Below are 25,649 nucleotides of genomic sequence, written 5' to 3'. Positions count from 1 at the left end.
CGCGCGTCAAGCAGGGCTTAGCCGAAGAGCTCGGCGTGCAGCGAGAACGCCGTGGCGATCTCGGCCTGCGCCCAGAACCGGTGATAGGTGAAGGTCGGTGCCGGACCGCCGTTCAGGTATGACTGCACCTTCGGCCAGTCCGGGTCCGTCTTGAAGTACGACCGCAGGGACAGGAACGTCGAGTTCTGGCCGATCGCGTCACCGTTGGGCATCGTGCCCGTCCAGCCTGGCGGGACGTACGGGCCTTCGCCGGTCGCGGCGTCGTACTTGTCGTCGAACCGGTTGTAGTCGGTCCGCGTCTCCGGAGTCGCGATGCCCTTGGCGTCCTGATGCGCGAGCAGCGCCGCGAGCAGACCCTCGCCGGTGGTCCGCGCCGGGACGTTCCCCGACTTGGCCGCGTAGTTCAGCAGGGTCTTGGCGTACGACGCGGCTACGCCGACGTCCTGACTGTGGTTGAGGACGCTCACCCGCAGGTTCGCGTTCGCACCCGGCGAGCCGGGGTTCCAGGTGTCGGGAGCACCGGTCCAGGCCAGGTCGGACGGGATCTGGAACGCCCCGTTCGCACCGACCGTCGTGTTGGCGAGGGCCCACGGCACCCACTTGTCCAGGATCTTCTTCGCCCTGGCGTCACCGGTCATCTGGTACAGCGATGCCGTCCGCTCCAACTGCCACACCTGGAAGCCGAACCACCGGTTCGACGGCGGGTCGCGCCATACCGGATGCGCGTCGAAGAACATGCCGTAGAACGTCGGCGTACCAGCAGGAGGTGTTCCGTAGTGGCCTTCCCAGCTGTTCGTGACACCGCCCGCGATTCCACCGTCGGCAGACTGCAGCCATTGCAGGACCTCCAGTTGCCGATCCATGCTCTTGGCCCAGTCCTGTTGCCCGGTGGCCGACTTGGGCTTCAGCGCCGGCACCTTCGCCAACGCGTAGGCCGCCAACGGGTTCTGGTAGCCCTGGTGCGAAGCGCCGTCACCGATGCGCCAGGCCCAGCCGGCAGAGGTATCCGTCGCGCCACCCCACGCGTAGTACCAGGACATCAGGTAGTGATCGCTGTCCTTGCCGGTGCCCGCGGGACAGGCAACCGGTCCGACGCAGTTGCCGATCTTCTTGAAGTACTTGTCGAACATCGCGTACCGCAGGTAGTCACCCATCTTCGCGGCCTTCGCCACCTCGGGCGCGATTTCGGCCTGCTTGCCCTGCGCGGTCGCCCATTGGCTGGCCAGCAAAGCCACCTGTACGGCGCGCGCGTCCGCATCCGGCGCGTTGGTGTACTTCCACTGCTTGGCGTAGGAGTTGTCCTTGGTGAACAGGTCCAGATAGCCGTTGGGACCGCCGTGCTTGAACGTGTCACAGGACGGCTGCGGGATCGTCTCCCACACCGACTCCGACGAACCGCGCTGGTAGGTGTTGATGTACGACGGCGCCGTGGTGCCGTCGCCACACCGCCCGAACCCGAGCGTGTTGTCGACGTCGAGCAGCCAGTGCATGCCGTAGATGTCATCGGTCCCGTACGCCGTCTTGAGCTCGGCGGCGATCGGGTCGGAACCGACCGCGATCGACGTGTCGAGTTGGGACGGGTACCCGGTCATCGCGGGGTGTTCGGGCGCGTACGTCGCCGGCTTGGACGCGTTGTACTTGTCGTTGGTGGGCTGGTCGGCCTTGGCCGGGATGATGAACTTCTCCATCGACGCCCAGGCCGACTTGAACGGAGCCCAGTTGCCGGTGATCTTGCCGTAGCTCGCTTCCAGCCAGAGGTAGTAGCTGAAGGCCTCCGACGTGGTCTGGTGTCCGTGGTCCGGCGCCTCGACCATCAGCGTCTCCACCGCGTGATACGGCACCAGCAGGTCTCCGAACTTGCGGAAGTAGCCGCTGGCCGGGTCCTTGATCTTGTTGTACTGCGTGAGAAACGCTTCCTCGAACGGCGAAGTAGTTGCCGACAGCTCCTTTGCCGTCACCGACGCCGCGGTGTAGCCGGTGGCGGTCGCGGAGAAGACGGCAGTCACCAGGTCGCCGCCGTTCGCCGCCGAACTGACTGTCACGTTCTGCGGGGTGTTCCAGTTCGAGGTAGTGAACGTCAGCGAGGCCGGTGCCGCGGTCAGGTCGGTACTGCCCGACGACCGGGCCACCGCGACAGCCACCGAGGCCGGCGGCTGACTCGCCAGGGTCACGCCGAACTTCGCCGTACCGCCCTGTTTGACAGTCAGTGCCTCCGGCGTCGCGACGATCGTCGGCTTGGCGGTGCCGCCGCACGACGTGCCGTTGACCGCGAAGTCCGTGGGCTTGCCGTTCGTTGCTCCGCGGGTGCCCTGGAAGCCGAAGTTCGCGGTACCGCCGGTGCCGATGTTCCGGTTGTGGTCAGCCGCCAGGACGGTGACCTTCGCGCCGGACTGCATGTAGCTGCCGTTCCACAGGTTCGTCACCTGCTGGCCGTTCGGGAAGGTCCAGGTGAGGGTCCAGCCGCTGATCGGGTCGCCTTCGTTCTTGATGGTCACGTCCGCGACGAAACCGCTGTCCCACTCGCTCGCCACGGTGTAGTTCACCGAGCAGGCCACCGCGGCCTGTGCCGTCGGCGCGACGAGCTGCAGCAGCCCGGCTGCCGTGACGATCGCGACGGCCAACGCACGCAGCCGACCGCCTCTCTTTCGAAGCCTCATAGGTTCTTCCCTCCGTCGGGATGCCAGGTGGTGTGGGGCGACACTGATGGGAGCGCTCCCAGTTGCCGCAGCGTAGGAGGCGGACGAGGTGCTGAGAAGACGGCAGGGCGGACCTAAACGTTTCAGATGCGGGAGTGCACAAGGCTGGCTACATTCCATCGCGATGGGAGTGCTTCCGATGTCCGTCCCCCGACATTGGAAGGTGCGTTTCATGCGCTCAAGACACCTGGCGTACGGCGGCCTGGTCGCCGCCCTCACGCTGTGTTCCGGCCTACTGGTCGTGACCGCTCAGGCTGCTGCCTCGCCGTTCTTCGTGGATCCGGGCAGCAGCGCGGCCAAGTGGGTCGCGGCCAATCCGGGCGACTCGCGGACACCGATGATCCGGGACCGGATCGCAGCGACCCCGCAAGGCAAGTGGTTCACGACCACCAACACCGGCACGGTCCGAGGCGAGGTCGACGCCTATGTCGGCGCCGCTGCGGCGGCCGGCAAGGTGCCGATCCTGGTCGTCTACGACATCCCGAACCGCGACTGCGGCGGCGCGAGCAGCGGCGGAGCCCCGTCACACGAGGCCTACCGGGCCTGGATCGACCAGGTCGCATTGGGAGTGGCCGGCCGCCCGGCGGCAATCGTTCTCGAGCCCGACGTACTGCCGATCATGACGAACTGCCAGTCAGCGGATCAGCAGAACCAGACGAAGGCGTCGATGGCCTACGCGGGCAAGAAGCTCAAGTCCGGTTCGGCACAGACCAAGGTGTACTTCGACATCGGCCACTCCGCGTGGCTGGCACCGGCCGAGGCCGCGGCGCGGCTGCGTGGTGCGGACATCTCGAACAGCGCCGACGGGATCTCCACCAACGTGTCGAACTACCGGACCACCGCCGACGAGGCCGGCTTCGCCAAGGCCGTGCTGAACGCGGTCGGCGACTCGCGGCTGCGTGCGGTCATCGACACCAGCCGCAACGGCAACGGGCCGGCCGGGAGCGAGTGGTGTGACCCGGCGGGCCGCGCAATCGGTACGGCGAGCACTGACCAAACTGGTGATGGCCAGCTCGCCGCGTTCTTGTGGGTGAAGCCGCCGGGTGAGTCCGACGGATGTATCGCCCCAGCAGGCCAGTTCGTGCCGCAGCGCGCCTATGAGCTGGCGGTCGCCGGCAACTCGACGCCGACGCCGCCGCCTGGTGGGTGCAGAGTGACGCATCGGGTGACCAGCACCTGGAGCACTGGCTACACCGGCGAGGTCGTGATCGAGAACCGCGGTGCGCCGGTCAACGGGTGGACGCTCACCTTCGCGGCACCAGGTGTGACGGTGACACAGGGCTGGAACGGCACGTGGACCGACACGGGAGACGTCGTACGGGTCGTCAATGCGTCGTGGAACGGGAGTCTCGGCACAGGAGCTTCCACAACGGTCGGGTACAACGCGGACTACAGCGGCGGCAATCCGCCGTTCTCAGCCGCGACTCTGAACGGCGTTACCTGCTCCTAGCGGCACGTCTCGGTGCCTCTCCTCAACGGGGAGGCACCGAGGCCCTGGTCTGCGCGCGGAGCAGAGCGATGTCCGCAGCCCGCAGCGCATCGTCGGCGTCCTTGAACTGCTGGATGCCCGGCAGCACTCCGACCGCGATGCCGAGTGCGGGCTCAGCCGCCAACCTGGTAAGCACTTCCTGGATGCGGACCTCATCCGGCCGAACGCCTTCCAGCAGTACGCCGAACTCGTCCTGCCGAAGCCGGGCGGCCGAATCGCCGTCGCGCAGGACCAACTGAAGCCGCCGTACCACCTCACGCCGTACGTCGGCCCGCACCGGAGGCTCGACAACGCGCGCAAGCAGTACGGCGCAGTCATAGTCGCCAGGGCGGTTCCGGGCTCGCTCCAGGGCCTCGCCCAGTCGATCGAGGAAGAGCACTCGGCCGGCCAGACCGGTCTCGGGGTCCCGCAACGTGTTCCGGCGCAGGGCGAGTTCGGCCTCCTTGCGCTCGGTCATGTCGACGAACGCTCCGACCAAGCGGGCCGGGCAACCGGCGTCGTCGAGAACCGCCACGGCCCGGCACATCATCCACCGGTAGTCCCCTGAGGACGTCTGGACCCGATGCTCGATCTCTAGCGGCGCCCGGGAGCCTCCCAGCTGCGCTGCGATCGCTGCAGACAGGTCGAGGCGGTCGTCCGGATGCACGCGGTCGAGCCACTCGGACGGCGTACCGCCGATCTCGTCCTCGCCGTACCCCAGCGTCTGTTTCCACCGCGGCGAGTAGTAGACCGTCCCGGCCGAGACATCCCAGTCCCACGTACCGTCCTGGGCCGCCATCGAGGCCAGGGCGTACCGCTCCTCGCTGGCGCGCAGTGTGTCCGCCAGTGCGCGCTCGCGGTTGGCCGCCTCTGCCAGCGCCTGTCGCTGGTCGTGCAGCGAGCCCAGCAGGCGCTCGTGATCCAGTGCGACGGCCAGCAGCGTGGCCCAGTGGTTGTACTTGTCCCGGCCGCTGGTCATCCGGGTGTCGACCGTGCCCTCGATGGCGAGCAGACCCCAGTCGCTGCCCCGGGACGTGACCGGCAGAACCAACGTGAGCCGGCTGGTGCCGGTCCCTGCCCGAGTCATCGCGGCGGGTGGGAACTGGCTGGCTCGGGACCTCGATCCGACCAAGCGAGCCAGCGCACCGGAGCTGTCGTCCACGCCAACGATCTCCAGCTCTCGGTCGCCCACCGCCGGACCGGTCCAGAGCCCAAGGCAGGCGGCACCGCGGCCGGCGCGCGGCAACCAGGTCAGGGCGCGCGGACCGCCGCCGTTGCCGCGCAGCAGATCCAGGTCGACCTCGTACTGGTCGGCGATCGCGCGTTCCAGGTAGCCGCTGCGCGCTAGCAGCGGTTGCGTGCAACCCCTCGTCAGAGCCAACGTGATGTCGGTACCTGCGCGGTACAGTGTGGGCAGGTGGTCCGATCCCGCGGCGAGCTCCCACTCGAGATCGCGGACGACTGCGATCAGTTGTTCGAGGGTCTCCGGATGCGGTCGGCGTGCCGAGGTCAGCCTTGCCAGACTGCTGAGCGCGGGGCCGGTCGGCGACCGCCCTTGTTCAGCGGCAGCGGTGATCGGCTCGACAACCGCTTGCAGCCACCGCTCACGGGCCTCGTCGTCGATCTGCCGGCTGTCCGTGACTGACGCCGGGGCAGCGAATCCGGTGTCGGCCAGGTGCCGCAGCCGGGCCCCTGCGGGCGTCGTACCGGGCTGGTCGCGCACACCTGATTCGCCGCACCCGCAGGACTCGCGGATCACGAGGGTCGAGGGGGCGCGATGTACGCCGCTCGGCACGGCTTCCCCGCGCAGTTGCGCCAGCAGGAGATCGACGGCCAGCGCGCCGACCCGGTCGTTGTGCGGGTCGACGGTCGACAGCCTGGGCTGGAATCGCGCACCGCTGTCGGTGTGGTCGAACCCGATGACCGCGTGATCTCGCGGCAGCACGAGTCCCGCCGTACGCAATGCGCGCAGGAACCCGATGGCGTTGCGATCGGTGGCAGCGACAGTCGCCGTGGTCGGCAACCCTGCGGCGAGAAAGCGCGAGGCCGCGTCAGCACCGGCCTGCTCATGGTTGTCAGCGGTTTCCTCGAACCATTCCTGGTCGATCCGATGCTCAGCAAGCGCCGCGAGGTACGTCTCGTACCGCTCCCGGATGTCGCGCTGCGCCGGATTGCCGATGAACCCGATCCGAGTGTGCCCATGGTCGATCAGATGCCGTACGGCGGCCCGCACGCCACCGGCGTTGTCCGGAACCACCACCGGCACATTCGGGCCGACCGTGTCCGTACTCAGCACGACAACCGGGCAACCCCACTCCTGAACCGCCGCGAGCCGGTCCTGCCGGACAGCACTGGCCAGAATGATCAGACCGTCCACCGCACCGAGTGCCACCGGCACCTCTAGCAACGGTTCGTCGGGATAGCGCTCGCGATCCAGACCGGCCGGATAGGTCTGTACGGCGACCACCCGGTGCCCGGTATTGCGCGCGGCCCGGGCGATCCCGGCGATCAGCGCGCCGAAGTAGAACCCGCCGACGACCGGCGAGAGCACGCCGATCGTCCGCCGCGGGATCACGTTCGCCGCACCACGCCGTACTGTCCCCATCCGCACTCCCCTCCGCGCGCCGAACCGGGCGGAATGCGGTCCGGTCCGCCAGGCGACACACTGGTCATTGTGGTCTCACCGCCAGCCGACCGCCCCGGCTCGCCCGCGCGCCGCGCCACGATCGCGGACATCGCCCGGGCGGCTGGTGTGTCGATCGCTGTTGTCTCGTACGCCGTCAACGGCCGCCCCGGTGTCTCGGCCGCGACACGTGAGCGGGTGCTGCGGATCGCCGAGGAGTACCGCTGGCAGCCGAGTGCGGCCGCCCGGTCGATGCACACGGGTCCGCGGGCTGTCGGGCTGGTGGTCAGCACTGCGGCCGGCGGGGTGTCGTCGGCGACCTCGTTCCTCGACCTCGTCACCGCGATCCAGGACGTGTTCGCGGATCACGGGTACGCGCTACTCCTGAAGGTCGTCGACTCCGCCGACGCGGCCGTGTCGACGTACCGGACCTGGTGGGCCGAGCGGCGGTTCGACGTGATGATCGTGACCGACGTACTCAGCCAGGACCCGCGCGTCGAGGCGTTGCGGCGACTCCGGGCGCCCGCTGTCGTGGTGGGACCGCCGGCTGCCGCCCAGGGGCTGACCTCGGTCCACCTCGACGACGAGGAGGCGTACGGACGAGTGGCGTCGTACCTGATCGGTCTGGGGCATCGCCAGGTCGCGGCGGTGACGGGACCGCCCGACCTCCAGCGCACGCAGGTTCGGATGGCGGCGCTCGCGCGGACACTCGAGGGTGCCGGAGGTTCGTTGGTCCGGATGACAACCGACGCCGGCCCGGAAGAGGCTGCTGCCGCAACCCGGCAGCTGCTCACCGGCCCGGTATCACCGTCCGTCATTGTGTACGACTCCGACCAGATGGCGTTGGCTGCGCTCGATGTGGCACGGCGGCTCGGTCTCGCGGTGCCGTGGGACCTGTCCATCCTGGCCGCGAGCGACTCGGCACTGTGCAGGCTCAGTACACCGGCCATCACCGCACTGCCCGCGCCGTTGCGAGAGCTGGGTACGGCGGTCGGCGAGGCAGTGCTGGCAGTACTCGACGGGAAGACCGCGACCGGTCACGTCGTACCGGTCGGAGGGCTGGCGATTCGCGGTAGCACCGGCCCACTGGCCGCATCGCGAAGCACTAACGTGCCACGACCTTAAACGTTTCGCTCCATCCCGAACGCGGAGTCCCTTGTGTGAGGTTCAGGGCAGCTATCGACCGATCCTCGAGGAGGACCGCGTGTCCAGAACTCCCAGGCGGCTGTTCGCCGCCACCACCGCCCTAGCGACCGCCCTGGTCGCCCTGCCGCTCACCGCCCTGAGCGCCAGTGCAGCCGAGCCGCACGTCGACAACCCGTACGCCGGCGCGACCCAATATGTGAACCCCAGCTGGGCAGCGCTCGTCGAAGGCGCGGCAACCCGAGCCTCCGATCCTGCCCTTGCCACCAAGATGCGCGCGGTCAAGACGCAGCCGACCGCAGTCTGGATGGACCGGATCAGCGCGATCGCCGGCAACACCGCCGGTAACGGGCTGCGCTTCCATCTGGACCAAGCCCTGCTACAGAAACAGTCCGGTACGCCGCTGGTCATGAACCTGGTGATTTACGACCTGCCCGGCCGTGACTGCTACGCACTCGCGTCGAACGGCGAACTCCCCGCGACCGCCGCCGGACTGGCGCGGTACAAGACCGAGTACATCGACGCGATCGCGGCGATCCTGGCCGACCCGAAGTACCAGAGCCTCCGGATCGCGGCCACGATCGAGCCGGACTCACTGCCCAACCTGGTCACGAACATCTCGCATCAGCCCTGCCAGCAGGCAGCGCCCTTCTACCGTGAGGGCGTCAAGTACGCGCTGGACAAGCTGCATGCGATCCCGAACGTCTATAACTACCTCGACGCCGCGCACTCGGGCTGGCTCGGCTGGGACAGCAACGCCGGACCGTCCGCGAAGCTCTTCGCCGAGGTGGCCCGGACGACGCAAGCCGGCTACGCCTCCGTCGACGGCTTCGTCACCAACACGGCGAACACGACGCCACTGGTCGAGCCGTACCTGCCGAACCCGTCGCTGACCGTCGGCGGCAACCCGGTTCGCTCCGCCAAGTACTACGAGTGGAACTTCGACTTCGACGAGGCCGACTGGACTGCGCACCTCTACAACCTGCTGATCGCCGAAGGCTTCCCGGCCAGTACGGGCCTGCTCGTCGACACCTCTCGGAACGGCTGGGGTGGCGCCGCCCGCCCGACTGCCGCGTCGACCAGCACGGACCTACACACGTACGTCGACCAGTCCCGCGTCGACCGTCGTATCCACCGAGGGGCCTGGTGCAACCCGTCTGGTGCCGGTATCGGCGAGCGTCCGCAGTCCACGCCCGGTGGCTACGCCGGGTCGCATCTCGACGCGTTCGTGTGGATCAAGCCGCCAGGTGAGTCCGACGGCGCATCCACCGATATCCCGAACGACGAGGGCAAGGGCTTCGACCGGATGTGCGACCCGACGTTCGTCTCACCGAAGCTGGGCAACCAGCTCACCGGTGCCTTGCCGGACGCGCCGCTGTCCGGTCACTGGTTCGAGGCACAGTTCGTTCAACTGGTCCAGAACGCCTACCCGGTCATCGGCGGCGGCCCCAGCCCGACGGACCCGACACCGCCCTCAGCGCCGACCGGGCTGACGGCCGGCTCGGTCTCGAACACCTCGGTCGCACTGACGTGGACCGCCTCGACCGACAACGTCGGCGTCACGGGCTACGACATCTACCGCGGCAGCACCCTGGCCGGCAGCTCCGCGACCACGAGCTTCTCCGCAACCGGCCTCACCGCCAACACGACGTACTCGTTCACCGTCCGGGCGAAAGATGCCGCAGGCAACGTTTCGGCACCGTCGGCGGCCCTGTCGGTCACCACGACCGGCTCGACCACCCCACCAGGCGGCTGCAAGGTCGGCTACTCGGTGAACAGCTGGAACACCGGCTTCACCGCCTCGCTGAAGCTGACCAACACCTCAACGACACCGCTGACCAACTGGGCACTCTCGTTCGACTTCGCCAACGGCCAAACCGTCCAAAGCGGCTGGAACGCCAACTGGACTCAGTCCGGCACGAAGGTCACCGGAACCCCGGTGCCAGGCTCCTGGAACGCCACCATCGCTCCCGGAGCAACCGTCGACATCGGCTTCAACGGCACTCACTCAGGCACCAACAACCCACCAACCACGTTCACCGTCAACGGGCAGACCTGTGCTCTCGCTTGACGATCAACACTCCTAATCCCGCACCGACGGCGTACCAGAGGAGGTCGGGTGCGTTGAAAGTCGAGCCCAGCACAAGGTGGGCGAGACTGCTGCGCTCTTCCAGCTCAGCGGGGATGCCGGTGAGCTGGAAGAACTCCACTGCCCAACTGAAACCCGTGGCCGCGACTGCTGCCCAGAGTGGGCGCAACCAGAAGGACACCAGCGCGTAGATCAGCGTGGTGTAGAGCGCGACGCCCGCGTACTTGGCGAAGTCACCATCGGCGAACGCCCGAACGCCGAGACCCAACGCCAGTACGACGGGTATCGCGAGCCAAGGTTTGAGCACGACACCGATGATCCCGCATGGTCAGGTCTGGTGATCGTCGTCGGGGTGACTCGCCTCCACCAGATCGACCCGCCGGCTCCGCACCATCCAGAAGGTACCGGCTCCGATGATGACGACCACGGCTACGGCTCCGATCACCACCCAGGACGCGCGGTTGTAGTCGTCGGCATCGGCGTCCTTGGGATTGTTCGGTGTTGCCGTCGGCGTGGGCGTGGGTGCCACGGCCGCTGCGGCAAGGCCGGCGGTCAGGAAGAATCCGCTCAGCACGACGACCAGCACCGCAGCGACGCCGGCCAGGCGCCTGCTCAGGTAGCTCATACCTCCCGGTACCCGATTTCCAGGTATTCACCGGTCGAGCAGTTGGCGGGCCTGGGCGGCCATGGTGAGGTCCTCGCGCGCCGGTACGACGTACGCCCGGACCGGCGACCCGGTTGCGGTGATGAGGTGGGCGCCGGTCTCGTTCGCCTCGGCGTCGAGGACGATCCCGAGCCAGTCGAGGGCGCGGCAGGCAGCTGCCCGCACTGGCGCGGAATGCTCGCCTACGCCGCCGGTGAAGACCAGCGCGTCAACGCCGCCCAGTGCGGCGACCATCCGGGCGATCTCGCCGACGAGCCGATGCAGGTACACGTCGTACCCGAGCCGATTGCGGTCGTCGTCCAGCCCAGCCAGGATCTCCTGCAGATCGCCGGAGCCGGTCAGCCCAAGCAGACCGGACTCGTGCTCAAGAGCATCCGCAATCTCGTCGGCCTTGAGTCCGCCGGTCGTCTGCAACCACAGCAGCAGACCGGGATCCACCGAACCCGATCGCGTCGCCATCACCAACCCGTCGACCGGCGTGAACCCCATGGTGGTGTCCACGGAGATCCCGTGGTCGATCGCGCACAACGACGCACCAGCGCCGAGATGGCAGCTCACGATCCGCGGTGCGTCGACCGAGTGCGCGACGTACTCGTGGGAGAGACCGTGGAAGCCATACTTGCGCAGGCCGAATCGCTCCCGCCACTTCCTCGGCAGCGCGTACGTCGCCGCGGCCGCCGGGAGACTGCGGTGGTACGACGTGTCGAAGCAGGCGAGCACCGGACGATCGCCCTGCCGCGACGCCCGGATCAGTTCGAGGGCTCGCGGTTGGTGCAAAGGGGCCAAGGGCACCAATTCCTCGATCGCCGCCTCCACCTCGTCGTCCACCAGCACCGCGCCATCGAACCGCGAGCCGCCGTGGACGACCCGATGGACAATCGCGTCGGCCTTCAGCTCCGACAACGCGTCGCCCGATCCGTCCCAGTCCGAGATGGATCGCTCGTCCAGTACGGCGTCGTTCGGGCCGAGCACTCGCAGTTTGAGGCTGGAGGACCCGGCGTTGACGATCAGGAGGTCCATCGCCAGTCCCGGACCTCCGGCATGTCTTCGCCGTGTTCGGTGACATACGCGCGATGCCGGGTCCGCTGATCCGCGAAGTACTGCCGGGTCGACACCGCCCGCGTCCCGAGCGACGGCACCCGGTCGATCACGTCCATCGCTAGGTGATAGCGGTCGAGGTTGTTCAGAACCACCATGTCGAACGGCGTGGTCGTCGTACCCTCCTCGATGTAGCCGCGCACGTGCAGGTTGTCGTGCCCGTTCCGGCGGTAGGTCAGCCGATGGATCAGCCACGGATAGCCGTGGTACGCGAAGATGATCGGCTTGTCGGTGGTGAACAACGCGTCGAACTCCCGATCCGGCAATCCGTGCGGGTGCTCAGTCGCGTCCTGCAAACGCATCAGGTCCACGACATTGACCACGCGGATCCGCAGCTCTGGCAGGCGTTCTCTGAGCAGGCTGACTGCAGCAAGTGTCTCCATCGTCGGTACGTCGCCCGCGCAGGCCATCACCACATCCGGATCACCGTTGTCGTTGCTGGCGAAGTCCCAGACCCCGATGCCCCGTGCGCAATGCAGAGCGGCCGACTCCCAGTCCAGCCAGTTCGGCTGCGGTTGCTTGCCTGCGACAACGACATTGATGTAATTGCGAGTCCGCAGGCAGTGATCCATTGTCGAGAGCAACGTGTTCGCGTCCGGCGGCAGGTAGACCCGCACGACCTCGGCCTTCTTGTTCACCACATGGTCGATGAACCCCGGATCCTGATGCGAGAAACCGTTGTGGTCCTGGCGCCAGACATGCGAGGTGAGCAGGTAGTTCAGCGACGGGATCGGCTGCCGCCAGCCCACCCGGTTGATCGTCTTCAGCCACTTCGCGTGCTGGTTCACCATCGAATCCACGATGTGCACAAAGGCCTCGTACGACGAGAAGACCCCGTGCCGGCCGGTCAGCAGGTAACCCTCCAGCCAGCCCTGACACGTGTGCTCACTGAGGATCTCGAACACCCGGCCGTCCGCAGCGAGGTGCTCATCGGTCTCCCGGCGGTTGGCCAGCCAGGCCTTGTCCGTCACGTCATAGACCGCGTTCAGCCGATTCGACTCGGTCTCATCCGGCCCGAAAAGCCTTAAATTGCTGGGATTCAGCACGAAGGTATCCCGCAGGAAGGCTCCGAACACCTTCGTCGGCTCACCATCCTCAGCACCCGGCGCCTTCACCGGTACGGCGTACTCCGCGACCGGCGGCAGCACGAGATCACGCGCGACCAGCCCACCGTTGGCATGTGGCGAGGAGCCCATCCGCAACTGCGGACTCGGTGCAAGCTCCAGCAGGCTCTCGACGGGGCGGCCCATTTCGTCGAACAGCTCGTCCGGGCGGTAGCTGCGCAGCCAGGACTCCAGTTGGCGCAGATGGTCTTCGTCCGTGCGGACGCCGGACAACGGCACCTGATGAGCCCGCCAGGTATCCTCGATCGGCTCGCCGTCAACGATCGCCGGCCCGGTCCACCCCTTCGGCGTCCGCAGCACGATCATCGGCCAGGCGACTCTCGTCGGTGGCGTGTCCGCCGACCGTGCCTCGCGCTGGATCTCGTCGATCCGATCCAGACACGCGTCCAGCGCGGCCGCCATCGCCTGATGCACTACCGCCGGATCCGAACCCTCGACGAGATACGGCTCGTGCCCGTAGCCGCGCAGCAGCGAGGTCAGTTCCTCGTCGCCGATCCGCGCCAGCACCGTCGGGTTGGCGATCTTGTAGCCGTTCAGATGCAGGATCGGCAGTACGGCGCCGTCCCGTGCGGGGTTGAGGAACTTGTTCGAGTGCCACGACGCCGCCAGCGGGCCGGTCTCCGCCTCGCCGTCACCAACCACACAGGCCACGATGAGGTCCGGGCTGTCGGCAGCAGCGCCGTACGCGTGACTCAGTGAGTAGCCCAGCTCGCCGCCCTCGTTGATCGACCCGGGGACGTCGGCCGCGACATGGCTGGGGATGCCGCCGGGAAACGAGAACTGCTTGAACAGCCGGGCCATCCCCTGCTCGTCCTGCGTGGTGTTGGGATAGGCCTCCGTCCAACTGCCCTCGAGCCAGGTGTTCGCCACGATCGCCGGGCCGCCGTGACCGGGTCCGATCACCGCCATCAGGTGCCGATCACGCTGCCGGATCACGCGGTTGAGGTGGGTGTAGACCAGGTTCAGCCCAGGCGTCGTACCCCAATGGCCGAGCAGCCGCGGCTTGATGTGCTCCGGCCGCAACGGCTCCTTCAGTAACGGATTCGCCAGCAGGTAGATCTGACCCACCGACAGGTAGTTGGCTGCCCGCCAGTAGGCGTCGATCCCCTGCAGTTCGTCGTCACTCAGCGGCCGGGCCTCGGCCTGCGGCATCGTCACGAATCTCCTCTTTCCGTCAGAAACCCAAGGTCTCCAGCAACTCCGAGACCTCGGGAGTGGACGCGGTCACGTCCAGATGGCAGCTGGCCGACCAGCAACGCCGTTCGGCCACGTCCAGGAGGTGCGGCAGGATCTCGTGATCGACCGGACCGAGCCCGGCCTCGAGAGAGATCACGATCCGGCGGGTCCGCCGGTCGCAGGCATCCACCAGGAGCTCGCGAGCCGCGGACGACACCACCTCGCTCAGCTGCGCCTCGATGACTATCCGTACCTGGGTGCCGGCGCGCTCCAGGCGCACCCCCGGATCGTTCGCTGGTTCGTACGTCTCGTGTTCCAGAACCGTCATGGTTCGCGACCTCCACCACTACATGCCAAACCCGCCCCTGCCTGACGAGTCGTCTGCCGGTACCCAGACCGCCCGGCGGCAATCGCCGTACGGAGGGTCAGCGGGCGTCGCGGTCGAGGAGACGGTTGGTGGCGCGTTCGAGAGTGGCTCTGGTCTTGGGGTCCTCGAGGTCGGTGCCGGCGCGGTGGACGGCGGTGGTGATGGTGTGTCCGTGCTCGTACTGCTCGATCACGCGAGGGTCGACGTACGACGTCCTGGCGACGGCCGGCGTATTGCCGAGATGGTCCGAGACCTCCTCCAGCATGTCGCCGACCGCCTCGTTGAGGGCCTTCTTCGTGGTCGGCGGGTCGGCTTCGGCCAGATCGACGGCGGCATGCACGGTCGCCGTCCAAGTCCGGAGATCCTTGACGGTGTAGTCGTCGCCGACGAGCTCCTGGAAGCGCTCGTTGACATCGTCGGCGTCGATCTCGTGGTAGCCGTCCTTGTCGCGATAGACGAGCAGGAGCGGACTCTTGTGGCGACCGCGTTTCAGCGAACGCACCGCGGTGGCGAGGCGAGTGTCCTCGAGCTCGAGCGTGCGCTGCACACCACCCTTCGCGACGAAGTCGAAGACCACCTTGCCCTTGCTCACCCTCACGTCCTCACGCAGCAGCGTGGCGGCTCCGCGGCTGCCGTAGTCATCGGCGTACTCGGTGTTGCCGGTCCGGAAGACGCCATAGTCGAGCATCCGCAACGCGACGGCCACGACCTTCTGGCGGCTCAGACCGCGGGTACACAGATCCGCGTCGACCGACTCCCGGAACGCCGGCAGCCGGCGGGACAGTTGGCGGACTCGATCGTGCTTGTCGGCATCCTGCGCCGTACGCCAGTCATCGTGGTACAGGTACTGCCGCCGCCCAGCCTCGTCGGTGCCGAGCGCCTGAAGGTGACCGTTCGGGTGCGGGCAGATCCACACCTCCGTCCAGGCCGGGGGAATGGCCAGCGACCGGATCCGCTCGACGACATCGGGATCGCGGATCACGTTGCCCTTGGCATCCAAGTAGGAGAAGCCACGGCCATGCCCCCGGCGACTGAAACCGGGTTTGTCGGGATGACTACGACGAAGTCGCATTCATTCCCCTGTTTGGCTGTTGGGCGCATGAACGGGTTTGGACTGCGACGACTTCCGCTGCCGCAGATAGATGGATCCACCGACGATCGCGGCAACCGCAAGGAACTCGCTCTGCCAGTTCTGGAACGACTCGAACCAGAACTGCGACGTACCGACGTACTGCCACGCACTGACCGCCGTACCACCGTGAAGCTGTTGATCCTCGCTGTAAGCACCCGCCCCGGTCACCGCATGCAGCCAGAACGACAGCAGGAACACGATCCCGAACGCGATCGCCAACGAGTTCTCGTACAACCGCAACACCAACTCCGACCCATGCCGCACCGGCCAAGGAGCCTGCGGATCGTCGCGGTGCTCCCGCGGATCCTCGTCCTGCGGCGAGGCCTCGTCGATCGGCCGCGACTCCGCAGAGCCCTTCTGGATCAGGAATGTCGTCAGCAACACGTACATGCCCATCTGCAAGAACTCCGACTCCCAGTTCTCGAAGACCGTCTCCCCGAACGACGAAGAACCGGCGTACTGGACCAACGACTGCGCCGCCTGCCCATGATCAGCCAACTCCTCGTTCTCATGCGCATGCCCAGTCAGCAGGACGCCGATGAGGAAGAGCGCGAACAACCCCAGATTCACCAACAGCAACGCGCGCACCCGCGCCCAACGCCTCATGGCACGAAGATGACGCAGAACTCGTTGCCCTCGGTGTCCCGCAGTACGACGAAGTCGTGCTCATCGGGATACGGCCACTCATCAGGTTTCGTGGCACCGAGGCCGAGCAGCCGCTCGATGTGATGATCGCGATCGGACGTGTACAGGTCCATGTGCACTGGCGCCGGTTGATCCTGGACCGCGTCGGCCCGCTGGATCAACACGGTCGGCGCGGTGCCGGCCGGATCCTTCAGATGGGCGAACTGATCGCTGTCGCCGATCCGCTCCGGGCGGCTGTAACCGAGGGCGGCCGACCAGAAGTCCGCAGCCCGGTCCATGTCGGTCGCGTTGACGCAGACCGTTGCAAGGCGGAGGTCGCCGATCTCGGCCGGGCGTGCGGTCATGCTTCCTCCAGAAGGTCCGATGTGACCGGCCGGTTCCCGGTCACCGGCCGGCCAAACGACCGTTTCGGCTACGTGAAGATGCTGACGCCACCTGGGCCGACCAGCAGTCCGACCACGATCAGCACGATCCCCCAGGTCAGCGCGCCCCGCACGATCGAGACGATCCCGGAGATCACCAGGATCGCGGCGATGAGCCACAACACGAACATCATCAGATACCCCTTCGCTCAGGCCCCGTGATTGATCCACCGGTACCCGGCCCCATGCGTGATTGAGGGATGGGTACCGCCCCCGCAGGGGCCCTCGAGCTTCATTGCGGTCATGTGAAGAACCGGAGTCCCTGTAACGAACGATTGAACTCCAGCGATGTGCAGTCGAGAGAGCCCTCACCGGCAGTTCGGGACTGACTTGTTGAACGAGACCAACGTGCCAAGCCCCACCGGCACCACGATCGGTCACGACTTCGTGACCGATCCGGGCGACGGCCTGCTCTACTGCACCCGCTGCCCGATGGTCGCCTACGACCTCGCCGACGCCGCCACCGAGCCGGAATGCCCCCTCCCCCTGGACATCTGGTCGGTCTAGGGGCGATCTGTCAGCTAGCTGCCATAGGGTGCTGCTGCCAACGGTCAGCCGCCACCTGGGAGTCCAATGTCTGTCGTCCAACGGGTGGCCTGGGCCGCCCTGGCCGTGTTCCTCCTGGCGTTCACCGTCCTAGAGGTCATCAACCACGGCATCCCCGCACTGATCGCCGCACTCCTCTTCCTGATCGCCCCCGACCTCCCCCTGCTCATCGGCGGCCGCTACTACGGCCTCGTCCACCGACCATGGATCCCACTGGCCATCCTGGTGATCTACAGCGCCGGCCTACTAGGCGACTGGGTCCCCCTCTTCACCGCACCCCTCGGCTGGCTGACCCACATAGCCCTCGATAGAACTTCGGCTACGGCCTCCGCGATCGCGACGGCAACCGCCGTACCTGACAGCTAGCACTTCCCCGGGCGGAAGATGTGTTCCGGCCCCGTTTCGTAGGCGTAGCGGCGCAGGCCGGTGGTGTACTCCACGCGGACACCCTCCAAGTACCCCTCGCCGAGAACGTCAGGCCGCTGAACGTGAACCACCAGCGAGGTCTCCGCTTTCCCAGCGAGCTCGGCGTCGACCGCCAACCTGACCTGGCTCGCATCGCCGATGAAGGGCCCATCGCCGAAGTCCCAACCGGACTTACTGCCCGACTCCATCGGATCGGGAACAAGCAGTGCGCCTGCGTTGTCGAGATTACGTGCGCCGATCAGCTCGACAGCCGTGATCCGGACCGGCGCCGAGCCGGCGTTCGTCAAAGGCATAAGGCCAACGGTCGCGTCCACCGACTCGCCGACCGGAGCGCAGACCTGGTCACCCAGCCCACTCTCGCCCAACGGCCCATCATGCCGCAGCCCGAAGAACCAGCCCCCCGCTGCAACCCCCAGCACCAGCAACCCCACCACAAGAACGCGTGTACGCATCAGCCCCCCAGACTTTGCCCCCATTATCCGGACCGAGGGGTCCGCCAGCGCACCACGACGTGTCGGCCGAACCCCGCAATCCGAAGCCGACAGCTCGTTGGCGGTGGGCGGGATCGCGTTGCGTGCCCGCGCCGGAGGCGCCAGAAGTACTGTCGCCGCCGGAGGCGGTGTCCTTTAGGCGAGGCCCTTGAGGAGTTGCCTTGCCATGACGATTCGTTGGACCTGGTTGGTGCCTTCGTAGATTTGAGTGATCTTGGCGTCGCGCATCATGCGTTCGACGGGGTAGTCGTGGGTGTAGCCGTAGCCGCCGAGGAGCTGGACGGCGTCGGTGGTGACGGCCATGGCTACGTCGGAGGCGAAGCACTTGGCGGCGGCGCCGAAGTAGGTGAGGTTGGCGTCGCCGCGCTCGGACTTGGCGGCGGCGGCGTAGGTGAGCTGGCGGGCGGCTTCGATCTTCATGCCCATGTCGGCGAGCATGAACTGCAGGCCCTGGAACTCGGCGATCGCCTTGCCGAACTGCTTGCGCTCCTGGACATAACCGAGCGCGTAGTCGAGCGCACCCTGGGCGATACCGAGGGCCTGGGCGGCGATCGTCACGCGGGTGTGGTCGAGCGTGGCCATCGCCGTACCGAAGCCGGTGCCGGGGTCGCCGATCAGGCGATCGACCGGGATCCGGACGTTGTCGAGGTAGACCTCGCGGGTCGGGGAGCCCTTGATGCCGAGCTTCTTCTCCGGGGCGCCAAAGGAGACGCCGTCGTCGGACTTCTCCACGACGAACGCCGAGATGCCGCGCGAGCGGGCGTCCGGGTCCGTGACCGCGAAGACCGTGTAGTACTCGCTGACGCCGGCGTTGGTGATCCAGCGCTTCACGCCGTTCAGCACGTAGTGGTCGCCGTCCAGGACCGCGCGGGTCTTCATCGACGCCGCGTCCGAACCGGCCTCGGGCTCGGACAGACAGTAGGAGAACATCGCGTCACCGGCGGCCACCGGCGGCAGGTAGCGCTGCTTGACCTCCTCTGAGGCGGACAGCAGCAGCGGCAGCGAGCCGAGCTTGTTGACGGCCGGGATCAGCGAGGTCGAGGCGCAGGCCCGGGCGACCTCCTCGATCACGATCACGGTCGCGAGTGCATCCGCCCCGGCGCCGCCGTACTGCTCGGGGATGTGCGGGGCGTGGAAGTCCGAGGCCTTCAGCGCGTCGTACGACGCCTTCGGGAACTCGGCCAGCTCGTCCACGTCACCGGCGTTCGGGGCGACCTTGGCGTCGCAGACGTCGCGAACCGCCTCCCGGATCGCCTCGTGCTCCTCGGACAGCGCGTACAGGTCGAATGAGTTACTCACGAGTCACACAGTACGACGGACCGCGCCGTACCGGGAGTTGCCGGACGCCGAAAGTGACCAACAGCGCACGGTGTGATGGCCTTTGGCCATGAGCCGGTCACCGGGCGATAACCGCGGTGGGTAGAGTCCCCGGCATGAGTGAAGCGACCTCCCGCCCGCTGCGGATCGCCGTGATCGGCACCAACTACCTCGGCGCGAACACCGCTGCCGGGATGGCCGAGTTCGGCTTCGACGTCGTCGGGGTCGAGATCGACGAGCACCGGCTGAAGCTGCTGAACGACGGCAAGGCGCCGCTGTACGAGCCCGGCCTGGACCCGCTGCTGAAGAAGCACGTCGACTCCGGCCGGCTGCGGTTCACCAAGGACTACACCGAGATCGCCGACTGGGCCGACGTGCACTTCATCTGCGTCGGCACGCCGCAACTGGAGGGCAGCGAGGCCGCTGACCTGACCCAGGTGCACTCGGTCGTCTCGATGCTCGCACCGCTGCTGACCCGCCCCACGCTGGTCGTCGGCCGCTCGACCGTCCCAGTCGGTACGTCGAAGGTCGTCGAAGCGCGGTTCCACGCCGAGGCCCCCGCGGGTACCGGTATCGAGATCGCCTGGCAGCCGGAGTTCCTCCGCGAGGCGCACGGGGTCGACGACACCCTGCACCCGGACCGGCTGGTCTTCGGTGTGCAGTCGGCGGAGGCGGAAGCGCGGTTGCGCGAGGTCTTCGCGACGCCGATCGGCGAGGGTACGCCGGTGGTCGTCTGCAACCTGCCGACAGCCGAACTGGTCAAGGGCGGCGCGAACGCCTTCCTGGCCACGAAGATCTCGTTCATCAACGCTCTGGCCGAGATGGCCGACGCGACCGGTGCCGATGTCACCCAGTTGGCCGACGCCCTCGGCCACGACAAGCGGATCGGCCGCGGGATGCTGTACGCCGGTCCCGGGTACGGCGGCGGCTGCCTCCCGAAGGACCTGCGCGCCTTCATGCACCGCGCCGGTGAACTCGGTGTCGAAGAGGTCATCACGCTGCTCCGCGAGGTCGACGACATCAACCAGCGCCGCCGCGCCGGTCTCGTCGACATCACCCACGAGATGCTCGGTGGGGTCTGGGCCGGCAAGAACGTCGCCGTTCTCGGCGCTGCTTTCAAGGCCGGTACGGACGATGTCCGCGACTCGCCCGCCCTCGACGTGGCCGGCCGCATCTCCCTGCACGGCGCCACCGTCACCGTCTACGACCCCGAGGCGATGGAGAACGCCCGCAAGGTCCGCCCGACCCTGCGGTACGCCTCCTCCGCCGCCGAGGCCTGCGTCGGGGCTCACGCCGTACTGCACCTGACCGAGTGGCCCGAATTCCGCGCGCTGGACCCAGCCGCCCTCCGCGGCTCCGTCGAGTCCCCCGTCATCATCGACGCCCGCCTCCTGCTGGACGCCGCCAAGTGGCGAGCCGCCGGCTGGACCTACCGAGCCCCCGGCAAGCCCTAACCCCGCGCCCGCTCATCCCCACGCAGCCCCACCCCAGCCACAACCGGTGGGCTTGAACAACAACCGGTGACCCGAGACAAGTAATTACCTGTCCCAACCCCCAACGCCCTGTCTCCAGCCACAACTGGTGGCGCGGTTCGGAGAACAAGGGCCGGGGGCGGTCGTGCTTAACGCAAAACCTCGAGCAGCACGCACCTCAGCCATAACCCGTCAGCCCCAGGGGACGTCGAGCCGCGGTCGCCGGCCTCGCCATCCGGCTCAGCCACCAGCGTGGGCACCCTCCACGCTGCCTGGGGTTGGCGGGCTGTGCCGTACGGCGGCATCGGGGAGCGCTACCCACCGAAATCGGGTGGTAGGACTCCCCGCCTCCTGGAGCGCGGCGGTGGATCCCACAACGGGATGGGTCAGCCCACCAAATCGGGTTCGGTGGGGCGGGCGGGGTTAGGAGACGGTGGCTGTGCGGATTACTCGGCGGCTTAGGGCTACTGCGCCGATTAGGGCTACGGCCACTCCGATTCCTAGGCAGACTCCGGTGATGCCAACCGACTGGTCGGAGATCCAGCCTAGGAGGGGGTTCATGACTACCAGGGCGAGGCTTTGGCAGAGGACTATCACCGACTGGAGGCGGGACTGGTAGCCGCGTTCTACTGAGTTCATCAGGAGCGGCAACACGTGGCCGGTGAAGGCGCCTACGCCGATTCCGCTGATGATGGCGGCGGCGATGGTCAGCGGGATGGAGTCGACGATCGAGAGGCCGATGTAGCCGATGGCGGCGCCGAAGAGGCCGAGCATGGCTACTACGCCGGGGCGTTGGAAGGCGCCGCGGACGAGGATTCGGACTGAGACGACGCCGACGCCGAGGCTGCGGGTGGCGATGACCAGGCCGGCCGTCTTGGCGTCCCATTCGTGGTGACGGGCTAGCAGAGGCAGGACCAGGGAGTCCATCGGCATCAGCAGGCCGGCGGCGAGGGTCATGGTGATGAGCAGGGCCCGGGTGAGGGGTTTGCCGAAGGCTATTCGGAGGCCTTCGGCGATTGACTTGAAGATGCCTGCCTGGCTGGGCGGGGCGGGGGCGGTGGACGTCCGCAGGACCAGCAGTACGGCGATCATGATCGCGAAGGTGATTGCGTCGAAGGCCGCGGCCGCGGTGAGCCCGGACCACGTGACCAGGATGCCGCCGACCGCCGTACCGGTGACTGCGAAGACGACTCCGGTTACCTGGAAGCTGGCGAGTGCCCGCGGGACTTGCTGCGGCGGGACGAGCAACCGCGGCATCGCGCGGGACGACGGGAGGAAGAACGCGTCGATCACACCGACGACGAGTGCCAGGCAGACCAGCAGCCCGACCGGCTCACCAGCGGCCAGCGTCGCCGGGACCAACGCTCCGGTGACGAGGAACATCGCCGTACAGCTGATCAGCAGCACTCGCGGTGCGCCGAAGCGGTCGCCGACTGCGCCGCCTACCAGCAGCAGCGCAGCCCGTGGCGCAGCGGCGAGTAGCAGGATCAGGCCGGCCACACTGCCGCCGTGCTTACTGGCTGACCAGCCGATCGCAAAAGTGATCGTGAGGTCGCCGAGGAGGGACACGGCAGCACCGAACAACCAGATCCAATACCGGACCGGTATGCGTTGCGTGTCCGAATCAGCGGGCGGAGTCACGATCGACGACCTTAGACGACAAACGGGTGGGATCTGACGACTACCCCACGAAGCCGGTCAAAAACCGGCCGAGGTCAGGATTTACGCAGGTCTGTCGCCCCGTCACGCACCGTAGCACCCTTGCCCCGGGCAAGTTCGGCGAGCGACTCCTGGAACGCGATCATCTTGTCCCGCAGCTTCTCGTCCGAGGCGGCCAGGATCCGTACGGCGAGCAGCCCGGCGTTCTTGGCGTTACCGATCGACACCGTCGCGACCGGTACCCCGGCCGGCATCTGCACAATCGACAGCAGCGAGTCCATGCCATCGAGGTACTTCAGCGGCACCGGCACCCCGATCACCGGCAACGGCGTCACCGACGCCAGCATGCCCGGCAGGTGCGCGGCCCCGCCGGCGCCGGCGATCAGCACCTTGAGCCCGCGTTCGTGAGCTGACCGTCCGTAATCGATCATCTCGGTCGGCATCCGGTGCGCGGAGATGACGTCTGCCTCAAAGGGCACATCGAACTCGACGCACACCTCGGCCGCCGCCTTCATCGTCGGCCAGTCCGAGTCCGACCCCATCACAATGCCAATCACAGCAACGTCCTATTCGTCGATCGTGCCGGTCAGATAAGCCGCCGCATGCCGCGCCCGCTCCCGCGTTTCCTCCAACGAGTCCCCGTACGCCGTCACGTGGCCGACCTTGCGCCCCGGCTTCACGGACTTCCCGTAGAAGTGAACCTTCAGCCCCGGATCCCGCGCCATACAGTGCAGCAACCCGCGATGCATGTCCTCGACATCACCGCCGAGCACATTCACCATCACCGTGTACGGCGCTCGCGCAGCCGGCGACCCGAGTGGCAAGTCGAGCACCGCCCGCAGGTGGTTCTCGAACTGCGAGGTGACCGCGCCGTCGATCGACCAGTGGCCGGTGTTGTGCGGCCGCATCGCGAGCTCGTTGACCAGCAGCCGCCCGTCCCGCGCCTCGAACATCTCCACCGCGAGGATCCCGACCACACCGAGCTCACCAGCGATCCGCAGCGCGGTCTGCTGAGCCTGCGCAGCCTGCTCAGCAGCGAGCCCGGGAGCAGGCGCGGTGACCTCGACACAGATGCCGTCCCGCTGAACGGATTCGACGATCGGGTACGCGACCGCCTGCCCGTGCGGCGAGCGCGCCACGATCGCGGACAGCTCGCGAACGAAGTCGACCTTCTCCTCAGCCAGGATCGGTACGCCGCTCCCGAAGGCGACCGCGATCGCCTCATCGTCCGGCCCGTCGACGAACCACACACCCTTGCCGTCGTACCCGCCGCGCGTGGTCTTCAGGATGATCGGGAACCCGCCGACCCGCTTGGCGAAGTCGGCCACCTCAGCAGCGGACGACACCACCTGATGAGCCGGCGACGGCGCGTCGAAGCTGTCCAGCCGGCTCCGCATGACCGCTTTGTCCTGCGCATGCACGAGCGCATCCGGCCCCGGGAAAACTTTTACGTTCTCGGCCTCGAGCGCGCGGAGCAGATCGGTCGGCACGTGCTCGTGGTCGAACGTGACCACGTCGCACTCCGCCGCGAACCGCCGTACCGTCTCGGGGTCCTTGTAGTCGCCCACCGGCGCATCCGCCACCGCCTGAGCAGCCGAAACCGCCGACCCCTCGGCCAGCACCCGCAGCTGCACGCCGAGCGCGATCGCGGTCTCCTGCGTCATCCGGGCCAGCTGCCCGCCGCCGACCATGCCGACCACGGGAGTCCCGACCGGCAACTCATCTCGCGAAAACTTCACGAAGTGGAGCCTAATGTCCATGCTGCACTGATACCTTCCCCGCCCCACCACCCCGGTCAAGCCCCTGTACGGCGGCCACCCGGCCACGCTGGCGATTTCGGCGCAGGACTGGTCGCCGGGTACCGTGGGACAGCCCCCCGCCGTTGCGGCTTGATCACAGAAAGTGCCGGAGACCGTTGAAGCTCGTCACCAAGTTGTACCGCCAGGTCGAGCACCTGGTGCACGAAGTGGCCAAGTTCGGTCTGGTCGGTCTGCTCGGTCTGGTCGTCGACCTGCCGATCTACAACTGGCTGGTCTTCGACAACCCGCTGGTGCTCGCGGACTCCGGCGAGGGCATGCTGCACCACAAGCCGCTGACCGCGAAGCTGATCTCGACCACGATCGCCACCGTCGCGACGTACTTCGGCAACCGTTACTGGACCTGGCGGCACCGCGAGCGCAGCGGCCTGCACCGTGAGTACGTGCTGTTCTTCGTGCTCAACGGCATCGGCCTGCTGATCGCGGCCGGCTGCCTGGCCTTCTCGCGCTACGTGCTCGACCTGCACACCTGGCTGTCCGACAACATCGCCGCGAACTTCGTCGGCCTGGGCCTCGGCACACTCTTCCGATTCTGGTCGTACCGCAAGTTCGTCTTCCGCGAAGAGATCCTCCTCGACGAGATCGAGCACCCGGAGCACGCCCCCGCCAAGGACCTCGACCCCGATACCGGAGAGCTACCGGTCGTCCGCTAGCGGTCGGAACTGAAGATCGTGCCGCCCTCGTCCGGATCGGCCGGTTTCGCGTTGCGACGCTGATGTTCCGGCGGCTGCTCGTCGTCGAGGATGCCGTCGCCCGGCCGCCCTTCAGGGCCGCCGAAGAGCAGGTCGGACATCTGCAGGTGGACGTGCTCGACATGCGGTACGTCGGGCAGTACCACCTGACCGCGTTCACCGGCGGACTCGATGTGGAGGGTTCCGCAGCGCAGGATGCGGTCCATCAGGCCGTGCTCGTACGAGACGTCGTTGATCCGCATCAGCGGGATGTCGCGGCCGGTCCGGGTGAGGATGCCGTGCCGGGTGATCAGCCGGCGGTTCGTCAGCGTGTAGGTGGAGAAGAACCAGTTCAGGAACGGCTTGGCCGCGAACGCCACCAGCAACACCACGCCGACCGCCAGGATCGCGATCCGGGCCGGGGTCTGCAGGTTCCCGGCCGGCACGATCGCCGCCAGGAAGCCGCCACCGCCGGCCACCACGAGCAGCAGGAACACCGGGAAGATCAGTGCCTTCCAGTGCGTCCGGGTGCTGACGACGACGTACTCGTCCTCACCCAACAATTTCGCCGAGATCGCCATGAGCCCAGTCTCACAGTTCGCA

The 25,649-nt window shown here is 67.4% G+C and carries 24 protein-coding genes; 7 read left to right on the top strand and 17 right to left on the bottom strand.

The features are described from left to right. Positions 1-17 precede the first annotated feature (17 nt). Complete coding sequence (locus tag ACFTSF_RS34910; protein WP_380159061.1) at positions 18-2,657, bottom strand: glycoside hydrolase family 48 protein; 2,640 nt, start codon at positions 2,655-2,657, stop codon at positions 18-20. Positions 2,658-2,868: 211 nt separating this feature from the next. On the opposite strand from ACFTSF_RS34910, the gene ACFTSF_RS34905 reads away from it, so the two are divergent. After that, on the top strand, positions 2,869-4,146 hold the full coding sequence (locus ACFTSF_RS34905; RefSeq protein ID WP_380159059.1) for a glycoside hydrolase family 6 protein: 1,278 nt from the start codon (positions 2,869-2,871) through the stop codon (positions 4,144-4,146). 22 nt (positions 4,147-4,168) lie between these two features. On the opposite strand, the gene ACFTSF_RS34900 is transcribed toward ACFTSF_RS34905, so the two are convergent. Then, on the bottom strand, positions 4,169-6,769 hold the full coding sequence (locus ACFTSF_RS34900) for a substrate-binding domain-containing protein (RefSeq protein ID WP_380159057.1): 2,601 nt from the start codon (positions 6,767-6,769) through the stop codon (positions 4,169-4,171). A gap of 69 nt (positions 6,770-6,838) precedes the next feature. On the opposite strand from ACFTSF_RS34900, the gene ACFTSF_RS34895 reads away from it, so the two are divergent. Together ACFTSF_RS34895 and ACFTSF_RS34890 are read left to right on the top strand one after the other, a co-directional pair. Beyond that, positions 6,839-7,912 carry a LacI family DNA-binding transcriptional regulator gene (locus ACFTSF_RS34895; RefSeq protein WP_380159056.1) on the top strand — a complete coding sequence of 358 codons (1,074 nt, stop codon included), beginning with the start codon at positions 6,839-6,841 and terminating at the stop codon, positions 7,910-7,912. 79 nt (positions 7,913-7,991) lie between these two features. Next, positions 7,992-10,001: a glycoside hydrolase family 6 protein gene (locus ACFTSF_RS34890; RefSeq protein WP_380159054.1), complete on the top strand. Its 2,010-nt coding sequence runs from the start codon at positions 7,992-7,994 to the stop codon at positions 9,999-10,001. Here the strand turns inward: ACFTSF_RS34890 and ACFTSF_RS34885 are convergent. From ACFTSF_RS34885 to ACFTSF_RS34845, 9 genes are all read right to left on the bottom strand, one after another. Beyond that, positions 9,973-10,326, bottom strand: coding sequence for a DUF2809 domain-containing protein (locus ACFTSF_RS34885; RefSeq protein ID WP_380159052.1), 354 nt, complete (start codon positions 10,324-10,326; stop codon positions 9,973-9,975). The genes ACFTSF_RS34890 and ACFTSF_RS34885 overlap by 29 nt on opposite strands. Before the next feature lie 21 nt (positions 10,327-10,347). After that, complete coding sequence (locus ACFTSF_RS34880; protein ID WP_380159050.1) at positions 10,348-10,644, bottom strand: hypothetical protein; 297 nt, start codon at positions 10,642-10,644, stop codon at positions 10,348-10,350. A gap of 27 nt (positions 10,645-10,671) precedes the next feature. After that, positions 10,672-11,703, bottom strand: coding sequence for an acetate/propionate family kinase (locus ACFTSF_RS34875; RefSeq protein ID WP_380159048.1), 1,032 nt, complete (start codon positions 11,701-11,703; stop codon positions 10,672-10,674). Beyond that, complete coding sequence (locus tag ACFTSF_RS34870) at positions 11,691-14,057, bottom strand: phosphoketolase (protein ID WP_380159200.1); 2,367 nt, start codon at positions 14,055-14,057, stop codon at positions 11,691-11,693. Before ACFTSF_RS34870 ends, ACFTSF_RS34875 begins: the two co-directional genes overlap by 13 nt. 22 nt (positions 14,058-14,079) lie before the next feature. Further along, positions 14,080-14,409, bottom strand: a complete 330-nt coding sequence (locus ACFTSF_RS34865; RefSeq protein ID WP_380159046.1) for a hypothetical protein — start codon at positions 14,407-14,409, stop codon at positions 14,080-14,082. A gap of 97 nt (positions 14,410-14,506) precedes the next feature. Beyond that, positions 14,507-15,520 (bottom strand): DNA topoisomerase IB, encoded by a 1,014-nt coding sequence (locus tag ACFTSF_RS34860; RefSeq protein WP_380159044.1) that lies wholly within the window; start codon positions 15,518-15,520, stop codon positions 14,507-14,509. Continuing rightward, positions 15,521-16,186 (bottom strand): DUF6766 family protein, encoded by a 666-nt coding sequence (locus ACFTSF_RS34855; RefSeq protein ID WP_380159043.1) that lies wholly within the window; start codon positions 16,184-16,186, stop codon positions 15,521-15,523. It lies immediately after the preceding gene. Next, positions 16,183-16,569 carry a VOC family protein gene (locus tag ACFTSF_RS34850; protein ID WP_380159041.1) on the bottom strand — a complete coding sequence of 129 codons (387 nt, stop codon included), beginning with the start codon at positions 16,567-16,569 and terminating at the stop codon, positions 16,183-16,185. The genes ACFTSF_RS34855 and ACFTSF_RS34850 overlap by 4 nt, the downstream gene beginning before the upstream one ends. 68 nt (positions 16,570-16,637) lie before the next feature. Then, positions 16,638-16,781: a GPGG-motif small membrane protein gene (locus ACFTSF_RS34845; RefSeq protein ID WP_344157226.1), complete on the bottom strand. Its 144-nt coding sequence runs from the start codon at positions 16,779-16,781 to the stop codon at positions 16,638-16,640. Positions 16,782-16,995: 214 nt separating this feature from the next. Here ACFTSF_RS34845 and ACFTSF_RS34840 point away from each other — a divergent pair, with 214 nt between their 5' ends. Continuing rightward, complete coding sequence (locus ACFTSF_RS34840) at positions 16,996-17,154, top strand: hypothetical protein (RefSeq protein WP_380159039.1); 159 nt, start codon at positions 16,996-16,998, stop codon at positions 17,152-17,154. 66 nt (positions 17,155-17,220) lie between these two features. Beyond that, positions 17,221-17,559 carry a hypothetical protein gene (locus ACFTSF_RS34835; RefSeq protein ID WP_380159037.1) on the top strand — a complete coding sequence of 113 codons (339 nt, stop codon included), beginning with the start codon at positions 17,221-17,223 and terminating at the stop codon, positions 17,557-17,559. Here ACFTSF_RS34835 and ACFTSF_RS34830 read toward each other — a convergent pair. Both ACFTSF_RS34830 and ACFTSF_RS34825 read right to left on the bottom strand, forming a co-directional pair. Continuing rightward, positions 17,556-18,071 (bottom strand): hypothetical protein, encoded by a 516-nt coding sequence (locus ACFTSF_RS34830; RefSeq protein ID WP_380159035.1) that lies wholly within the window; start codon positions 18,069-18,071, stop codon positions 17,556-17,558. The two genes, ACFTSF_RS34835 and ACFTSF_RS34830, sit on opposite strands and share 4 nt — an antisense overlap. Before the next feature lie 174 nt (positions 18,072-18,245). Then, the gene (locus ACFTSF_RS34825; protein WP_380159033.1) at positions 18,246-19,409 is read right to left on the bottom strand and encodes an acyl-CoA dehydrogenase family protein; all 1,164 of its coding nucleotides are present in this window, start codon (positions 19,407-19,409) and stop codon (positions 18,246-18,248) included. Positions 19,410-19,543: 134 nt separating this feature from the next. Between ACFTSF_RS34825 and ACFTSF_RS34820 the strand changes: the two genes are divergently transcribed. Then, entirely contained in the window at positions 19,544-20,881 is a 1,338-nt protein-coding gene (locus tag ACFTSF_RS34820; protein ID WP_380159031.1) for a UDP-glucose dehydrogenase family protein, read from the top strand. Between the two features lie 441 nt (positions 20,882-21,322). Here ACFTSF_RS34820 and ACFTSF_RS34815 read toward each other — a convergent pair whose 3' ends face one another. From ACFTSF_RS34815 to ACFTSF_RS34805, 3 genes are all read right to left on the bottom strand, one after another. Further along, the gene (locus ACFTSF_RS34815) at positions 21,323-22,540 is read right to left on the bottom strand and encodes an MFS transporter (RefSeq protein ID WP_380159030.1); all 1,218 of its coding nucleotides are present in this window, start codon (positions 22,538-22,540) and stop codon (positions 21,323-21,325) included. 74 nt (positions 22,541-22,614) lie between these two features. Then, positions 22,615-23,100 carry a 5-(carboxyamino)imidazole ribonucleotide mutase gene (gene purE, locus ACFTSF_RS34810; protein WP_380159198.1) on the bottom strand — a complete coding sequence of 162 codons (486 nt, stop codon included), beginning with the start codon at positions 23,098-23,100 and terminating at the stop codon, positions 22,615-22,617. A 24-nt stretch (positions 23,101-23,124) separates the two neighbouring features. Beyond that, positions 23,125-24,297, bottom strand: coding sequence for a 5-(carboxyamino)imidazole ribonucleotide synthase (locus tag ACFTSF_RS34805; protein ID WP_380159028.1), 1,173 nt, complete (start codon positions 24,295-24,297; stop codon positions 23,125-23,127). 176 nt (positions 24,298-24,473) lie between these two features. Between ACFTSF_RS34805 and ACFTSF_RS34800 the strand changes: the two genes are divergently transcribed. After that, complete coding sequence (locus ACFTSF_RS34800; protein WP_344157200.1) at positions 24,474-25,028, top strand: GtrA family protein; 555 nt, start codon at positions 24,474-24,476, stop codon at positions 25,026-25,028. Here ACFTSF_RS34800 and ACFTSF_RS34795 read toward each other — a convergent pair. Beyond that, on the bottom strand, positions 25,025-25,627 hold the full coding sequence (locus tag ACFTSF_RS34795) for a PH domain-containing protein (RefSeq protein WP_344157197.1): 603 nt from the start codon (positions 25,625-25,627) through the stop codon (positions 25,025-25,027). The genes ACFTSF_RS34800 and ACFTSF_RS34795 overlap by 4 nt on opposite strands. Positions 25,628-25,649: the final 22 nt, after the last annotated feature.

This window comes from Kribbella sp. NPDC056951, assembly GCF_042674205.1.
Classification (GTDB): domain Bacteria; phylum Actinomycetota; class Actinomycetes; order Propionibacteriales; family Kribbellaceae; genus Kribbella; species Kribbella yunnanensis.
Note: the sequence above shows the minus strand (reverse complement) of the source record. Positions and strands in the feature narration are given on the sequence as shown.

What these genes read in the sequence shown, in the direction of transcription:
- ACFTSF_RS34835 (WP_380159037.1), top strand. Translation starts at nt 17,221, where the DNA reads ATGTCTGTCGTCCAACGGGTGGCCTGGGCCGCCCTGGCCGTGTTCCTC.
- ACFTSF_RS34870 (WP_380159200.1), bottom strand. Translation starts at nt 14,057, where the DNA reads ATGCCGCAGGCCGAGGCCCGGCCGCTGAGTGACGACGAACTGCAGGGG.
- ACFTSF_RS34845 (WP_344157226.1), bottom strand. Translation starts at nt 16,781, where the DNA reads ATGATGTTCGTGTTGTGGCTCATCGCCGCGATCCTGGTGATCTCCGGG.
- ACFTSF_RS34865 (WP_380159046.1), bottom strand. Translation starts at nt 14,409, where the DNA reads ATGACGGTTCTGGAACACGAGACGTACGAACCAGCGAACGATCCGGGG.
- purE (WP_380159198.1), bottom strand. Translation starts at nt 23,100, where the DNA reads ATGGGGTCGGACTCGGACTGGCCGACGATGAAGGCGGCGGCCGAGGTG.
- ACFTSF_RS34820 (WP_380159031.1), top strand. Translation starts at nt 19,544, where the DNA reads ATGAGTGAAGCGACCTCCCGCCCGCTGCGGATCGCCGTGATCGGCACC.
- ACFTSF_RS34875 (WP_380159048.1), bottom strand. Translation starts at nt 11,703, where the DNA reads ATGGACCTCCTGATCGTCAACGCCGGGTCCTCCAGCCTCAAACTGCGA.
- ACFTSF_RS34910 (WP_380159061.1), bottom strand. Translation starts at nt 2,657, where the DNA reads ATGAGGCTTCGAAAGAGAGGCGGTCGGCTGCGTGCGTTGGCCGTCGCG.
- ACFTSF_RS34880 (WP_380159050.1), bottom strand. Translation starts at nt 10,644, where the DNA reads ATGAGCTACCTGAGCAGGCGCCTGGCCGGCGTCGCTGCGGTGCTGGTC.
- ACFTSF_RS34900 (WP_380159057.1), bottom strand. Translation starts at nt 6,769, where the DNA reads ATGGGGACAGTACGGCGTGGTGCGGCGAACGTGATCCCGCGGCGGACG.
- ACFTSF_RS34850 (WP_380159041.1), bottom strand. Translation starts at nt 16,569, where the DNA reads ATGACCGCACGCCCGGCCGAGATCGGCGACCTCCGCCTTGCAACGGTC.
- ACFTSF_RS34860 (WP_380159044.1), bottom strand. Translation starts at nt 15,520, where the DNA reads ATGCGACTTCGTCGTAGTCATCCCGACAAACCCGGTTTCAGTCGCCGG.
- ACFTSF_RS34830 (WP_380159035.1), bottom strand. Translation starts at nt 18,071, where the DNA reads ATGCGTACACGCGTTCTTGTGGTGGGGTTGCTGGTGCTGGGGGTTGCA.
- ACFTSF_RS34855 (WP_380159043.1), bottom strand. Translation starts at nt 16,186, where the DNA reads ATGAGGCGTTGGGCGCGGGTGCGCGCGTTGCTGTTGGTGAATCTGGGG.
- ACFTSF_RS34795 (WP_344157197.1), bottom strand. Translation starts at nt 25,627, where the DNA reads ATGGCGATCTCGGCGAAATTGTTGGGTGAGGACGAGTACGTCGTCGTC.
- ACFTSF_RS34905 (WP_380159059.1), top strand. Translation starts at nt 2,869, where the DNA reads ATGCGCTCAAGACACCTGGCGTACGGCGGCCTGGTCGCCGCCCTCACG.